The sequence below is a fragment of the Paenibacillus sp. ISL-20 genome (assembly GCF_018613005.1).
Taxonomy (GTDB): Bacteria; Bacillota; Bacilli; order Paenibacillales; family Paenibacillaceae; genus Paenibacillus_AQ.
The window spans coordinates 23,931-39,647 of record NZ_JAGGRD010000052.1; the positions used below are offsets into that span (position 1 = coordinate 23,931).

The 15,717-nt window shown below is 40.2% G+C and carries 15 protein-coding genes and 2 pseudogenes; 3 read left to right on the forward strand and 14 right to left on the reverse strand.

Annotated elements, in window-relative coordinates; genetic code table 11:
• Positions 1 to 36: 36 nt before the first annotated feature.
• From J7E85_RS26340 to J7E85_RS26385, 9 genes and pseudogenes are all read right to left on the reverse strand, one after another.
• Positions 37 to 252: pseudogene (locus J7E85_RS26340) on the reverse strand (winged helix-turn-helix domain-containing protein); the annotation flags it as partial.
• A gap of 624 nt (positions 253 to 876) precedes the next feature.
• Positions 877 to 1,296, reverse strand: a complete 420-nt coding sequence (gene arsC / locus J7E85_RS26350) for an arsenate reductase (thioredoxin) (protein WP_215162941.1) — start codon at positions 1,294 to 1,296, stop codon at positions 877 to 879.
• A 27-nt stretch (positions 1,297 to 1,323) separates the two neighbouring features.
• Entirely contained in the window at positions 1,324 to 2,619 is a 1,296-nt protein-coding gene (locus tag J7E85_RS26355; RefSeq protein WP_215162942.1) for an arsenic transporter, read from the reverse strand.
• Between the two features lie 120 nt (positions 2,620 to 2,739).
• A complete protein-coding gene (locus tag J7E85_RS26360) occupies positions 2,740 to 3,063 on the reverse strand; it encodes an ArsR/SmtB family transcription factor (RefSeq protein ID WP_053493525.1) in 324 nt (107 codons plus the stop codon).
• A gap of 405 nt (positions 3,064 to 3,468) precedes the next feature.
• Positions 3,469 to 5,796, reverse strand: coding sequence for a bifunctional glutamate--cysteine ligase GshA/glutathione synthetase GshB (gene gshAB, locus J7E85_RS26365; protein ID WP_215162943.1), 2,328 nt, complete (start codon positions 5,794 to 5,796; stop codon positions 3,469 to 3,471).
• A 28-nt stretch (positions 5,797 to 5,824) separates the two neighbouring features.
• Complete coding sequence (locus J7E85_RS26370) at positions 5,825 to 7,168, reverse strand: MATE family efflux transporter (RefSeq protein WP_215162944.1); 1,344 nt, start codon at positions 7,166 to 7,168, stop codon at positions 5,825 to 5,827.
• Positions 7,169 to 7,330: 162 nt separating this feature from the next.
• Positions 7,331 to 8,293, reverse strand: coding sequence for a thioredoxin-disulfide reductase (gene trxB, locus J7E85_RS26375; protein ID WP_215162945.1), 963 nt, complete (start codon positions 8,291 to 8,293; stop codon positions 7,331 to 7,333).
• Between the two features lie 67 nt (positions 8,294 to 8,360).
• Positions 8,361 to 9,767, reverse strand: a complete 1,407-nt coding sequence (locus J7E85_RS26380) for an NAD(P)-binding domain-containing protein (protein WP_215162946.1) — start codon at positions 9,765 to 9,767, stop codon at positions 8,361 to 8,363.
• Positions 9,768 to 9,831: 64 nt separating this feature from the next.
• Positions 9,832 to 10,146, reverse strand: coding sequence for an ArsR/SmtB family transcription factor (locus tag J7E85_RS26385; RefSeq protein ID WP_215162947.1), 315 nt, complete (start codon positions 10,144 to 10,146; stop codon positions 9,832 to 9,834).
• Between the two features lie 212 nt (positions 10,147 to 10,358).
• On the opposite strand from J7E85_RS26385, the gene J7E85_RS26390 reads away from it, so the two are divergent.
• Complete coding sequence (locus tag J7E85_RS26390) at positions 10,359 to 10,808, forward strand: MarR family winged helix-turn-helix transcriptional regulator (protein ID WP_215162948.1); 450 nt, start codon at positions 10,359 to 10,361, stop codon at positions 10,806 to 10,808.
• Positions 10,809 to 11,032: 224 nt separating this feature from the next.
• Positions 11,033 to 11,533: an arsinothricin resistance N-acetyltransferase ArsN1 family A gene (locus J7E85_RS26395; RefSeq protein WP_215162949.1), complete on the forward strand. Its 501-nt coding sequence runs from the start codon at positions 11,033 to 11,035 to the stop codon at positions 11,531 to 11,533.
• Positions 11,534 to 11,812: 279 nt separating this feature from the next.
• Here the strand turns inward: J7E85_RS26395 and J7E85_RS26400 are convergent, their stop codons facing one another.
• Positions 11,813 to 12,307: a P-loop NTPase family protein gene (locus J7E85_RS26400; protein ID WP_251036061.1), complete on the reverse strand. Its 495-nt coding sequence runs from the start codon at positions 12,305 to 12,307 to the stop codon at positions 11,813 to 11,815.
• Between the two features lie 634 nt (positions 12,308 to 12,941).
• Positions 12,942 to 13,682: an SDR family NAD(P)-dependent oxidoreductase gene (locus J7E85_RS26405; RefSeq protein WP_215162950.1), complete on the reverse strand. Its 741-nt coding sequence runs from the start codon at positions 13,680 to 13,682 to the stop codon at positions 12,942 to 12,944.
• 173 nt (positions 13,683 to 13,855) lie between these two features.
• Between J7E85_RS26405 and J7E85_RS26410 the strand changes: the two genes are divergently transcribed.
• Positions 13,856 to 14,476, forward strand: a complete 621-nt coding sequence (locus J7E85_RS26410) for a TetR/AcrR family transcriptional regulator (RefSeq protein WP_215162951.1) — start codon at positions 13,856 to 13,858, stop codon at positions 14,474 to 14,476.
• 184 nt (positions 14,477 to 14,660) lie between these two features.
• Here J7E85_RS26410 and J7E85_RS26415 read toward each other — a convergent pair whose 3' ends face one another.
• The 3 genes and pseudogenes from J7E85_RS26415 to J7E85_RS34315 all read right to left on the reverse strand — a co-directional run.
• The gene (locus J7E85_RS26415) at positions 14,661 to 15,014 is read right to left on the reverse strand and encodes an IS5 family transposase (protein ID WP_215162952.1); all 354 of its coding nucleotides are present in this window, start codon (positions 15,012 to 15,014) and stop codon (positions 14,661 to 14,663) included.
• Between the two features lie 25 nt (positions 15,015 to 15,039).
• Positions 15,040 to 15,402, reverse strand: a complete 363-nt coding sequence (locus J7E85_RS34310; protein ID WP_251036062.1) for a site-specific integrase — start codon at positions 15,400 to 15,402, stop codon at positions 15,040 to 15,042.
• Between the two features lie 98 nt (positions 15,403 to 15,500).
• Positions 15,501 to 15,717, reverse strand: a pseudogene (locus J7E85_RS34315) (tyrosine-type recombinase/integrase); the annotation flags it as partial.

The following is a 15,717-nucleotide window of genomic DNA, read 5'->3' on the forward strand; positions in this document are numbered from 1 at the left end:
ATATATAAGATGGACCTTTGATTTCCCTTTGAAAAACTACTCGTTTATTCTGAGTATGTAGCCCAAACCTCTTACGTTTTGGATATATTGATCTGCATGCCATGGAGACAGCTTCCTCCGAAGATAATGGACATAGAGCTCCGCGATGCCAATTCCCGCTTCCGAATCGAGTCCCCAAATTCGGTTATAGATTTGCTCCTTCGTCACGATCTGCTCTTTATTCATGAGCAGGTACTCAAGCAGCTCATATCCTTTTCTGTAAAAGTCAGCTCTTCTCCTGTGACCGTTATTGCTCGATTAGTAAAGTGAAAAATAATTTCTTAACCACAAAAATCCCCCTTATGTATCAATGTAAATTTATTCTATTAAAGCTAATTTTATCATTAGTTGATGGGTCAGTCTTGTAAGAACATTGTGTGATCCATTCTTTTGTTGAATTGTGAGAGAATTCTGCTTTAAGGAAATTATTCGATAGGGATATCAACATATCCTGCCTATACAAAAGTAAACAGGTTAATCCCGACCACCTTGTGAGAAGTATGCTTGTTTTAAGTTAAGAATCCATGATGTGTGGGTAAACCGACTGATTTTTCCCTTATCCTCTTGCGTTGCATTTACCAATTAAATAGTTTCCTCTTCATGGGCATCCGGCTAATCATTATCTTAAGCAGCAACTGGTGAAGTGGCGCCTGAAGTGGCGATATTTCATTTGAATGAGTACAATATATGTGCGATTTTACCACCGAAAAATAATTTAGTAACTACTCCTGTAGAACAGCACATGGCCGGATCATAAATTTCAATGGATATCATGTCGTTTCCCTCCTGAAATAAAGGAAGCCGAGAAAAGTTCCCGGCTCCTACATCCTATTATTTTTACTCGCCGGTTTCAGCGAACTTTTGAATACGCTCGCCGATTTGATCGCGAACACGCTGAAAAACAGCCCATTTTTCTTCGTCGGTACCCTGAGCCTTAGCAGGATCGTCAAATCCCCAATGCTCACGGCGAACATGAGGAGGTGTCATCGGACAACGATCGGCAGCATCACCGCACAGGGTGACTACCAGGTCGGATTGATTTAACAACTCCGGATCAATGATATCCGAAGTTTGGTTCGAAATATCGATTCCCACCTCGTTCATTGCTTTGACCGCATTCGGGTTTAGGCCATGAGCTTCGATGCCGGCGCTGTAGACATTCCAATCATCACTCAGATGTTTCTTGGCCCATCCTTCAGCCATTTGGCTGCGGCAAGAGTTGCCTGTGCACAAGAAGTACAGTGTCTTTTTTTCCATCATCGTTTCTCTCCCTCATCACTTGAATTAAAGTATGGTCAGCCAGATATATAATCCTAAAAGGGTTATAAATAACGTTGGGATGGTCAATATAATCCCTGTCTTAAAGTAGGTCCCCCAGCTGATCTTCACGCCTTTGGTCGAAAGGACATGCAGCCAAAGCAAGGTGGCTAGTGAACCAATCGGTGTAATTTTGGGACCTAAATCGGAACCAATCACATTCGCATAAATTAAGGCCTCTTTAATGGCAGCCGACGTGTTTGTGGCATCGATAGCGAGTGCATCGATCATGACGGTCGGCATGTTGTTCATGATGGAAGAAATAATCGCTGCAATGAAGCCCATCCCCATGGTTGCAGCAAAAAGTCCTTGATCCGCTACGCTCTGTATGACACTTGCCAGAAGATCTGTAAGACCGGCGTTACGTAAGCCATAGACCACAACATACATACCGATCGAGAAAAATACGATGGCCCACGGAGCCCCTTTGAGTACTGCTTTGGTTTGAACAGCTGGACTTTTTCTCGCCATCAGCAGGAAGAATATCGCGATAACACCAGCTATGATCGATACGGGGATACCCACAAATTCACACACAAAGTAACCGATCAACAGCACGCTCAATACGATCCATGATAAACGGAACATCTTAGGATCTTGAATTGCCGTTGAGGGTTGTTTAAGCTGCGTCCCATCGAACTTTCGCGGGATGCTCTTGCGGAAAAACAAATAAAGCACAAGGATACTAGCTACTAATGAGAACAGATTGGGAACCAACATACGACTGGCGTATTCGATAAACGTAATTCCGAAGAAATCGGCCGATACGATATTCACCAGGTTGCTGACTACAAGTGGCAGCGAAGTTGTGTCCGCAATAAAACCGCTTGCGATGATAAAAGGAAATACCTTCTTCTCATCAAAATTCAGCGCTCGTACCATGGCAAGCACAATCGGAGTTAAGATTAGAGCCGCACCATCGTTTGCGAAAAAAGCAGCGACAACAGCTCCAAGAACGGATACAAAGACAAACATCCGGATACCGTTTCCTCGAGCAGCATTCGCCATATGTAAGGCGGCCCACTCGAATAAACCGATTTTATCCAAGATCAATGAAATGATAATGATCGCGACAAAGGCGAGCGTTGCATTCCATACGATCTGGGTGACATCCCATACATCCTGAAAGTCAACGACTCCCACGAGCAGTGCCAGTACAGCACCACCACAGGCAGACCATCCAATGGATAGATTTTTAGGCTGCCAAATGACAAAAACTAAGGTAACAAGAAAAATGATGCTAGCCAGGACAACAGAAACCAATGTTCAAACCTCCAATTATGCGATGACTTAAATACAGTAATAATCAATATATAACTATATCCTTATATAATAAACAGAGATCATATTTAGCGTCACTCAACCATATGCTAAATATTTCTGTTAATCACAGGCACAGTTAACTTCCTTATTCATGGATGACAGGACTTCTTGAGCACTTGGCATCTCATTTAGCACGGCTTGGATATATGGCTTGTCATCAACATTCAAGGAATAATAAACCCATTGGCCACGACGGGCTTCATTTACAATCCCCTGAGACTTAAGCTTTCTTAAGTGCTGGCTAATCGCTGGCTGAGACATGTCGAAAATATCTACAAATTCGCAAACACACCATTCTTTTTGCTTAAGAAGCGTTAACATCGTAAGCCTTGTTTTATCTCCAAGCAGTTTTAGCTTCTCGGCAATTTCGCTCATTTGCTCCAATAATATTCACCCCTTTCTTGTAAGATAACATCATAACCATATAATTTAATGCTTATATCTTAAACGAAAGAGTGCTTGATTTCAAGTGTGTAGACGCTACTCCCTAAAATTTCTCATTAAGCAACACAAGCGACATCCTCCCTGTAGTTGTGATGCCTTGAACAATACTTCGGCTCTTACCGCAAGTAGGTTTTCCACGAATGCGGTAATAAAATCTTTTCACATTATCGCTAATAACAGCAAATTATATATCCGAATTCCCGCCCCCTCTTGGGGGGCAGGTCTCCCTGCCCTTCTTTCATCATCACCTTGTGTCAATCACAATTCGTTCATTCATTTGTCTAAGCATCCTGGTTTTCTACGACATGTTCCCCGATGGAATCAACTTACATCGCCGTAATCGAACTAACCAAACAATAAATCCAGAATCTTTTCATTTGCCTTTCTGTTCTTTCCGATATAAGGGTAGCAGTGGATATGAATCGCTGGATTGAAGTTGATTTCTATGATGCTGTAATTGGTATCGGTTGCTTCTTCCTCTAAAGAATCAATCATCATATCCACACCACATAGGGTCGCTCCTGCAGCTTTAGCTGATTGAATGGCAAGTTCCTTATAGCTGTTTGGCATTTCATCCGTAAAATCGATACTGTCTCCTCCCGTACTAATATTTGAATTTTCTCTCAGATAGATAACTTCCCCTAATTGGGGTATATCGTTCCAACCCATAGCATGATTCTGTAAAAACATCTCTTCTGCTTCCCCTAACTGAATTTTCTCAAGGGGAGTCTTATACCCTTTACCTCGAAGTGGGTCTTTATTCTTCTCATGAACAAGCTGTTCGATCGTGTGGATACCGTCACCAACGACATTTGCAGGGACACGATGCAGTACCCCTACAACCTGATCCCCCATGACCAGAAAGCGATATTCCTTTCCTGTCATAAATTCCTCAAGAAGCACTGTTTGATCGTTAGTAAAGGCTATTTCAAACGCTTTTTTCATATCCTCTCTCGAATAATCTTGATTGAAGATCGTAATGCCTAACCCAAAATTGGTTGATTTGGGCTTTATCACAATGGGAGTACCGCGATAGGTTTCATAGGTGGACATTGCTTCATCCAAGCTCTGAAATGCTTCCCCTGACGGTACACGAATTCCATGTTGTTTGAGAACTTCTTTCGTAACCACCTTATTTTCCATAATTAACACCGTACTATAGGAGTCCAAGGAAGTTTTCGTAGCTTGCTTCACATACTCTTTATGAGTACCTTTTGAAAGTAATACAAAATTCTCATCCCGATCCATCCACTTAAAGCGTATGCCTCGTTTCACCGCTGCCTTTAAGAGAAGTTGGGTTGATAATTCGAGATCCTCATACCCTGCAAAACGGTATCCATTTTGAATACTGTCCTGAGCGTATGTTTTCGCTTTTTCCAAATGGTATGTCAGATAGGATGATTTTTGAATCTCAGACTTCACCCTAGATGCAACATTCAGCTCAGTATGAAGAATCTTTTGCTTTTCACTGTCCAGAATGTGCTGATAATTCTCATTCTTAGGAAACAAGAGCTGCACCATATCCTTCATCTCATCGATAACAGCGAGTGCCATTTCCTCCATCGTGAACTGACTATATTCAGGCTCGTTTAAATAGCCTTTTATACCCTCCATAATCACCTGATCTTGGTTTACATCAGCTATCCTTTGGTCTTCCTCATGGAAGGATTCATCTACTTTAAGCAGCATAAAGAGAATAAACAAATGTATAAAGTGCATCATTTCTTTACTTATTCCAATCTTATGAAGTGGATTAATATCCATAAACCGAAGCTCTAAGTATGCTACTCCATCTTCCACAAGCTCTTGGCACGGATTGATCCCCTTAGCGGTTTTTAAGCGAACGGGGCTGTAAAATTCCTTTACGCTCAGTAATTCATTCTGTTGAATCAGCCTGTTTAAGTCATGAACATACTCTTTGGCCGAATTAAAAGAAACATAATACGACTTTTCATTCCGATAGCCACACATACTGTTCCGCAGTGAGTTCATAATCGGAAAATAATAACTTTTATTGTCGTGCGAATCCGCCAAGTTAACACATTGCTCAATATAAGTATTATCAAAAACAGGACTTGCCCCTGTTAGATAGATGAGCAACCAACGGTACCTCATCAAGTTTCGGGCTACTTTAAAGTAAATCGCATCTTTGAACTCCTTAAAGTCTTTGTGCTGCCCATCGGTCTCATATAGCTTTGCAAGAAATTTCTCATCAAACGAGAAATTATAGTGGATTCCGCTTAACAATTGTCTTTTACGACCATACTTATCCGCCAATTCACTTCGATAGTCGTCCGCAATGGGATCGCTCATTTTAGCAATAGGAATTTCTTTCTCTTCGGGAAGCATGGGAGGATTGCTGCTTGGCCATAAATACTCTCCTTCCAATTCGACAGAAACAATGTCTTGCAAGGCTTCCATGAAATGATAAGTCTCTTCAATCGACTCAAAGGCGGGAGTTATCATCTCGATTTGACTTTCTGAGAAATCTGTTTGAATGTAGGGGTTTTCCGTCTTGCTTCCAAAAGCCTTCGGGTGGGGTGTCAGTGCAAGCTTTCCATCCTGATCGACCCGTACATTTTCTTTTTCTAAACCGAAATGACCTCGAAGTAGATCATTTTGAAGTGCATGGTCTATTACAACCTGTATAAGTTCACGATTCAACAAATTCATGTTTATGACCGTCCTTTGTCCTTGTTCATTATGAAATTGCAAGTGATTTATGAATACTGCGCAAAGACTTTCTAAACCAGATGACCAAAATGATCCCCTTAAAAACACTACTTAGCGCAATCGACATCCATACTCCATTTAAACCAAACGGTTCAGATAAGAGCAACGCCAAGGGTATTCTTAGCGCCGTAAATAAAATACTGAAGATCGGCGGAATATGTGTTTTACCAATACCGTTAAACGCACCTACAGTCATCAGTTCCATACACATGAACAATTGGGAGAAGCCGATAATTCGCATATAGTCCGTTCCGAGCTTTATACTCGTATCATCAGAAAGAAACAGCGAAAAGAGCTGCTGAGGAAATAAAATGAATACAAGCGAAATGAAAATGCCAAATATGGAGGTCAACAGCAACGCTTTTCGATAACCCTGCCGAATTCGATCCAATCGACGTGCTCCGTAATTTTGTCCAAAAAAGGCCGCGATAGCCCCTTGTAGACCACCGATCGTCATATAGGAGATCGATTCAATTTGAATGCCAACCTTTTGAACCGCAATGGCATCAGCCCCCCACCTTACAATAATTTTAGCAATAATGATCGAAATGATCGTAAAGGTGACCCGTTGAATCGTGATCGGAACTCCCAATCGGATAACTTCTTTCATGAGACTGCTGTTCCATACCGATTGCTTAGAGATCATTTCTAAGTTTTTCGTTTTAATGATAAACAGCAAAGTCACTAATACATTAGCCGTTAGTGTCGCAATAGCGGCCCCTGCAACTCCTAAACCTTCAAAACTGCCAACTCCATATATTAAAAATGGATCAAGAATAATATTCAAAATGAGACCCATTGAAAAAATATAAAAGGGTTGTTTACTGTTTCCCATTGCATTCAAAACGGTTGCATATAAGGTGTTCAAAATTGAAAATATAGTACCTACTATCGAAATCAATAGAAATTGCTTCGCCATCTGCTCAACTTTTTCACTTCCCAGATCGAAGAAACCGATAAGCTGGTCATGGGTCAATATGATAAAAACCATGTAGAGCAGCCCTAATACAATAGACATGATAAATCCGTTCTTCACATAAGACTTGGCTTGTTCTCCCTGACCGGCCCCCATACAATGTGAGACCTTGATGCCAGTACCAATCGTTATTATGGTCGATAAAGCAATCGCTAAATTAATGAAGAAGCTTGCTGTGCCAATTGCAGCAACCGGACCACTTCCTAGCCCTCCAACCCAAACCATATCCACAAGTCCGTAGGTTGTAGATATAAAATTGGTTGCAATGATGGGAATCGTCAATTTCATTAAAGTAGACATAATAGGACCTTGGGTTAAATCATTCGTGCCCTTCATGATCTAGTTGCTCCTTCTCGCTCTCATGTTAAGGTAAAACCCGACCACAAGGGTCGGGGCAGAAAACGCCTGTTACTGAATCAAGTTGTGTCGTATCGTTTTCTGTTCGAATTAGCTTTGTTGTCTTTTATATTAAAATCTAATTCATACATAAGCATACGCTTATACTTTAGCCAAATCTGTGACTGATTTTAAAAATGCAGATTCTGCTTCTAAAAATCGTTCGCTGTCTAGAGCAGCCATACATCCTGTACCTGCTGCTGTAATCGCCTGACGGTACTTCGGATCTTGTACGTCTCCACAAGCAAAAACCCCAGGAATATTCGTTTCGGTTGTTCCAGGTTTCACACGAATATATCCAACTGGATCGGTATCAATCTGTCCCTTCAAAAATGCCGTATTGGGCGTATGACCCGTCGCAATAAAAATTCCGTTGGTCTCGATGATTTCTTCATTTCCGGTTTTTATATCCTTGACGCGCAGTCCTGTAACTCCGCGATCATCTGCGATAATTTCAGTGGATTCTTTGCTAAGAGCCCAGCTTATTTTAGGATTTTGTCTTGCACGTTCCTGCATAATCTTCGAAGCACGCAGTTCATCACGACGATGAACAATCGTTACCTTGGAAGCGAACTTCGTAAGGAAATTTGCTTCTTCCATGGCAGAATCTCCGCCACCCACGACAAGCACTTCTTTATTTCGGAAAAAGAAACCATCACATGTCGCGCATGTGCTAACGCCGCGGCCAATATTCTCCTTCTCCCCTGGTATACCGCCAAGTAAATTCGCCGATGCACCCGTGGAGAGAATGATCGTTTCAGCTTGCAATTGACCCAGCCCCTCAACGGACACTCGAAACGGACGTGAAGAGAAATCCACTTCTTGCACCCAACCATTCATAAACTCAGCACCGAATCGAATCGCTTGTTTTCTCATATTATCCATGAGCTCAGGTCCCATGATTCCATCAACAAATCCAGGGAAATTCTCAACTTCTGTAGTTAATGTCAATTGGCCTCCTGGTTGTGGTCCTTCAATAACAAGCGGATTCAAATTAGCTCTAGCTAAATAAATGGCAGCCGTTAAACCTGCTGGACCCGTTCCTATAATGATTGATTTGTACATCACTCTTCACTCCTTCGATTGGTTGACTAGGAGAATCTTGTCTTCCGATTCTCCCCTTCTCTAATTTTTAATTGCTTCTCGTTTTAGCAGATGAAACTGGCATGCAACAATCGTTGGCATTCGCCGCACTGCTAATACCACATACGCCGGTCTCTGGTAGCTCTAATTCAACCTTCGATGCAGCTTCCAGATCGCCATCCAGGTATGCTGCAATGGATCTGACCTGTTCGTAGCCCGTTGCCATAAGAAAGGTTGGTGCCCTGCCATAACTCTTCATTCCAACGAGATAAAAGTTCTTGTCTACATGACGCAGCTCTTTTTCACCATGAGGTCTTACGGTTCCGCAGCTGTGTACATTGGGATCGATAAGGGGTGCAAGTGCTTCAACACTCTCCGTTGCAGGATCAATGCTAAGTCTAATCTCACTCAAGAATGAGAAATCCGGACGGCTTCCTGTATTAACGATAATCTCATCGATTTCTTGTATCTCCTTGCTTTCACCATTTGTAGTCCCTTGGATGTGAATCTTTCCATCGTGTTTGGAAACCCTCTCGATCATCAATGGAGTAACTACTTGGACTTGGCCGGCATCAATCAACTGGTGAATGTGGCTTCCAAGTGCTCCTCGAGCCTCTAACTGGTCATTCTCTTCTCCGCCGTAAGCTTCTTCCACCGATTTCTTTCTCATCACCCAAATAATTTCCGTATTCGGATCCGTTTCTTTGAGCTTGGCTAGATCCAGCAGTGTGTTGATCGCCGAATGCCCGCCTCCTACAACTGCTACACGTTTCCCTGTGTACTTCTGCCTTTGTTCTGCCGATAGATCCGGAATTCCATAATAAATGTGATCTTTCAGATCACGTTCTTCACGTGTCCAAACCCCGTCTGCATGCAGAGGATTCGACTGTCCCCAAGTTCCGGACGCATCAATGACTGCCCTTGCTTCAAAACGTTCCGTGGATTCATCTGTTTCAACATAAAGTACGAATGGCGCAGCTTCACGCTTAGCCGATTTCATTTTATCTGTATTCTTTTTCGATATGGAGATGACTCTGGAATTTAACTTGATATAGGGCTCCAGTTCAGGCAGCTTCGCCAAAGGTCTCAAATATTGATGAACGATCTCTTGACCGAAAGGTAATTCCGTTAATGCTGGAGACTGCCAACCTTGTTTACGCAAAAGGCGCTCTGCAGCTTTATCGATGTTATACTGCCATGGTGAAAAAAGGCGTACATGTCCCCATTGTAGAATGTTCTGACCAATGCTAGATCCGGCTTCAAAAAGGATGAATTTTTGTCCTCTCTCCACCAAGTGAGCCGCTGCTGCCAAACCAATCGGGCCGGCACCGATAATCGCGACCGGCAGGTTATTGTTATAGGACGCATGCTCCTCCTTTACAGCTTCTTTAGTGTTTGACGGTACTTGGGGAGTACAACAAGAAGATGAGGCTACCTTAAATTCAATGTTTTTCATATAGAAATCCTCCTTATGTTTTTAATTAATTCATCAACTTTTTTTGATGTATAAGTTAAAAAAATTATGTTTTTGTATTAGGATAGAAAACACAGCATAACTTTTCTGATAATAGTCCTTTGATTTCTTCATCGTTTAATTCATAGTAGTTCCATTTTCCGATGCGTTCCATCAATATAATATTTGCATCTAGCAACATTTTTAGATGGTAAGACAGTTTTGATTGAGGCAGTTCCAGCATGTCGGTTAGGTCGCATACACATACTTTACCTCGTTGATTTAATTCATAAATGATTCTCAGCCGATTTTTATCAGATAGGGCTTTGAACTTTTGTTCATATAGGCTCAAAACGTCTTCTTGTATAAGGGAGACCTTCATGTTGTCACCTCATCTTTCTATCAAATTATTTTGATGTGGTCATTGTAGCAAGTCGCAATGAACACGTCAAGCATCAATTTTTTTTGATTTATATAGGAGTATATTCAAAATCAAACTTCAATCTACAAAAGAATTGATCATAAGCCATAGAATTTTATTACTTGCATTTTGCAAATATATGCCGTATAACTATGACTAGAGGTGATTCGAAAATGGAAAATGCTCGTGAGTTATTTCAGATCATGACCCGAAGGTTTGGTCTTCTAAATAAAACCTGCTGCAGTGTCGGAGGAAATGATGTCTCGTTAGTACAAAGCCACATCTTGTATGAGATTGACCGACAGCACAACCCTTCGATGCAACAAATCGCTGAAACTTTGGGAACTGATACTACAACGTTTAGCAGACAGGTCCAATCCTTAATCAAACTGAATTTAGTGAAAAAAACTCAAGATCCACAAGACCGAAGAGTTTATACACTGGCTCTTACGACGGAAGGAAAGTTTATAGCGACTACCATTGATCAACAAATGAATGACTATCTTAACGAAGTATTTTCGTATATGACCGAGTTCGAAAAAGAAACAGTGCTTCACTCCGTTAAAATTTTTAACGAAGCGATGGCGAAATCTAATAAATGCTGCAGCTCATTATCTGAATAATACATTTGATTTATAGGAGATGAATTACGATGCTGCTCCGTTCTTACGTTGCAGAGTATTTAATGAAAAGTGACCTTCACATTCAAAAAGTCGAGAGTTAACCAATAAAGAACTCAATAGAAAAAAATCTCGTATTTCATTCTCATTTTCAAGTCAACCGCGAATGAATACCTGCTGTGTTTCCTGCTATTAAGCTTAAATTTCCTACATAGGAGGAACTGATTATGAAAACCACTTCGATTAGAGCAGCAGTCACTGATGATGCGGAACGAATATTGAACATTTATAATCAAGGAATCGAGGATCGTATAGCTACACTAGAAGTTGATCAAAAAGATATTGTATATATGAATAACTGGTTCCAACAACATCAGGATCGTTACGCTGTTATTGTAGCTGAGTATGATAATGAAGTAATCGGATGGGCTTCCCTCAACCCTTACTCGCAGCGATGTGCTTATGACGGTGTTGCCGACCTATCCATATACATCGATCGAGCTTTTAGGGGTAAAGGATTTGGAAGCATTCTTCTTGAGAGTCTAGAGGAGATCGCTAAGGAAAAAGACTTTTACAAAATTGTGTTGTTCACCTTTCCGTTTAATCAAAACGGACAGGGCCTATATCATAAACTCGGATACCGTGATGTGGGGGTATTTCAAAAGCAAGGGATCTTGGATGGAAAATATGTGGATGTTAAAATCATGGAGAAGTTAATTAATATCTAATAAACCCTAGAGCGTTCCTCCAGTGTTAAATTACTATGATTTCGGATTTGTGCTTACCTGTACTTTCGTATATGTTGACCTTAGCATACCTTCAGTTCTGAATGAAGGTATTTTTTTAGATTGTATCGGGTTTTGAAAGTTGTGATCGACTGCTACAGCTTTTCATATTCTGGCTCTCCCGGCTGCAGGTCAATCACGACTTCTAAAAATCATGTATGTAATAGATTAAGCACAGATGTGCTAATTGCATACAAAAAAGAGGTTGAGTCTTCGTCTCTTTCAAAACGACTGCTTGATACTGGATCGGCTACACTTAGTTGGACAATAAAAATAAGGGCTTGTAGAATAAGCAGATATCATCATATTTTCTTTTTCTCGTTGAACTTTTACAAACGACTTCCATCGTTTAATCATCAAATCGCAATACTTTTCTACGGATACTCCATCGTAGATCTCATAACGTCGGATTTCCTCATACAAACTAGAAGGAATTCCATTTTGAGCTGATTGATTCGCAAGTTCATATGCGATTAAAGAGTCGTTACCGTACATGGATACAAACGGGTCAACGTAATGAAACACATCGAAATAGATAGATCGAAGCTTGTCGAGTTCTTGGTTTGGCATACATGCAACCGATTCAAAATCAGCGGGATGTAGTAAGTTCCCTTCTAAAAATAATTCCGACTCCATTTTATGTATGTTTAAGATGTCATGTGTATATCTAGATAAAGTGGCTTTTTCAGACCCAGGTATACCTTCAACTATAACCAATTTCGTTTTCTAAGATGGTGAAATCACCATAGTATCACAATCCTTATGAATTAAAATATTCGCTTCAATACTAAGTAAGGAGGCGGAATACAATACTATTCTTTCGTTTTACTGCCTTTTCCTATTGTTTGAACTATCGTTTCCCGTTAGTTTAATCTACTCTCCCTGAAATACGACTCGAATCGAATTCTCTGGATGCTCCTGATTTTTGCATATCTCCCCGAAAAGGTTTATTATGAAAATCCCTCCTGAGATGTAAAAGATTCAGGAGGGATTTCGTAATAGTTGATTGAATAATAGCTTTACTGACTTTAATAAGTTTGATCATTATCTACCTATGATTCTCTTCCACAATCGCGCCCGTTTGCGGAAGATCAATGGTTCGCTAATTTTCAACATATTTATGGGCTAACCTTAACATCAACATGATTTTCATATCCGTAATGCAATTATCGATGGTGTATAACTGTGTATCTGCCAAGTTCCTAATACAAGAGGCAAAACGAAAGCCCCTGCTTAAACCTCTAATAAGATGTTTCCATGCCAGATTGATAGTTTACTTTCCCGCCCGCAATTTTATGAATCGCATCATTGGATTTCGATCGCTTTTAATTAAGCTTTAGGGATGTCGCTATCACTTTTTATGCGTATAAAAATTAGCGAGATGATTTTGAGTAAAATCTTCATCTTTCATGGTTATTGAAGGGGTAATTCCTTTAGGAAACTCCTGTTCCCATACTTGTTTTTCAACATAAGTATGATACCACATATCTGCAATGACATCAGGATCATTGACCGTACCCGACCCAGCTGATTTAATTAATACACCTATAGAACGGTGAGCAATATAGATCCCCTTCGATGAAAGCTCAGCATGCAGGTTGGTTATATAATTGCGTAGACCCGACATCGCGATCCCGACATTCCCCATTATTGGCAACGGATACATTGCAGACATACCTGTCGTAAACAATAATGCTCCTTCATTTTTATTTAGCATATCTGGCAATACTTTATTTACCACATGAATGGCGCTGGCAACAACTCCGTCAAACTGATCTTTTGCATTTTGAGTCGTCAATTCTAATACAGAAGTCGGTGGAAAATTCCCTGCATTGGGGCTAAATTCTAGAACATCAATCTGACCATATTTCTCTTTAATCTCATTAATAGCTTGCTCAATTTGTTCTTCTCTATAAACATCGGCAGTGAAGTAAGAAGATTCTATACCATCCGCTTTTAGTTCGGTTACCATCTCTTGAAGCTTTTCTGCATTACGTGCAACTAATGCAACCTGAAAATCTTCCTTACCGAAACGTTTTGCAATAGACAATCCTAGTCCTTTACCCGCACCAATAATAACTAAAGTTTTCATAAATATATCTCCTTTTAAAATTAAAATATTGTGTGCCAATAACTATTCCCTTTGACAAATGTTATTGTAAAATGTAATTATAAACGACACAATGGTTAATATTTAACCAAATGGTCATTAATCATCAGTTGAAGTTGAAATGATTATTATCACTGTGAAGGAGAGTTTGAAAAATGGGAAAAGATAAAGTAGATTTGCGAGTTCTGAAAACAAAAAAGTCTATTAAAAGTGCCTTTATTACTCTAGTTCCAAAGAAAGGTTATGAAAGAATAACTGTTCAAGATATAGCTGATGAAGCGATGATTAATCGGAACACATTTTATTTGCATTATGAGGATAAGCACGATTTAATGGAAAAATTATGTAGGGATAGTATGGAGAATTTGAATGTATGTTTAAGCTTAAATACGCTGGATATTTATACAATCAATAAAGAAATGTTAACATCTATATTAGATAATATATTCCAAAATGTTGAATCTGATCTTGATTTTTTCAAGGTTATGCTGGATTTGAACAGTCAGCCTAGTTTCACGTTTTATTTAAAAGAAGTATTAAAAAATTATATTGTCAATGCTCTCAGAGATCAATACCAAGAAAAAGATATGAAAGTGGGTTTAGAATATATAGTATCTGGATTAGTAGGTATCATTTGCTTGTGGATAAGAGAATCAAATAATTTGAAACATAAAGCTATTGTAGAGCAGTTAAGCAACATCCATTTCTATAATATCCAGGAAGTATTCTTTAAAGAAAATACGGGAAGGAATAACGAAGAAATTAAGCATGATTAACTTTATCAAGAATTCTTGATAACTTAGGGCGAGTATGCAAACCTAGTTAGATCCATCTGTTTTAACATTTCGTAGCCGGTTACCGAATCGTGGCATTGACCTCCTGTCAGCTTAAAGCGCAGGGGATTACCTAGAGCATCAACCACGGCGTGAATTTTGGTGGTTAGTCCGCCACGAGAACGCCCTATTGCTTGCTTGAGGCCCCCCCTTTTGCTCCCGATCCATGTTGGTGGACACGGACGATTGTCGCGTCAATCATGACGCTTTCCCAATCAGGTTCAATGGAGACATGCTCTAAGATTTTGTCCCAAATGCCGGCGATTTGCCAGCGGCGAAATCGGCTGTAAACGCTGGACCAAGAGCCGTAGTATTCCGGTAAATCCCGCCAAGGGGCACCGGTCCGTGCAATCCATAACAGAGCATTCAGCATATGACGATGGTCTTTCGGGGGTCTCCCTCCTTGTGGTTTTCGTTCCGGTGGCAGTAGGTCCTTAATCTTTTCCCATCGGTCGTCACGTATTTCATATCGTCTCATCATACTTATTCATTACCCAAATTATAGGTCACAGTTTGCATACAGGACCTAGTAACTTCAATGTTTCGGGAGAAATTCCTATGAATTTAATTCTTTGTATGAAACTGCCTTTATTAGTTGCAGCCAGTTCATGGATATCTGAACGTTTCCTATAATCTCCAATCGTAAGCTCCAAAATTTCTGAAATTCTAGCACCAGTTTCAAACATAAATCTAGTTATAACTTCATCTCGCAAGTTCCAACCTCTTAATTCACCGGCTTGATAAATTCGAGAAGGTAAATCCCAATCCCCAATAATTTCAGGAACCCACTCTTCATTTATTATCTTGAAATAAGAATCAGTTTCTCTTTGAAAGGATATTGGTTCTTCAGTACCTGCTAATTGAGGCATTCTAGGTCGATTCTTCCGTACTCCTGCATAATCATATGTATGACTGTGGTATTCCAGATCGATTAATGGATTATTGTAAAAGTACATTTTCAATCGAATCATAGTCTTATAGCGGTCAGGAACAACTGGACAGTTTTTGAGCTTTTACTCGTCAAATACACTCCTTCATGACCTTCTCTACCACGTAATTTGCAATATAAATGCTCTAGTAAATATTGTCTAACTGCTTCTAGAACTGCCTCTGGCTGGTGATCCCCCCACACCTTTTCATTCTTATAACGACTTTTGTGTTTTATTTCCAAAGTCCCTCCACAA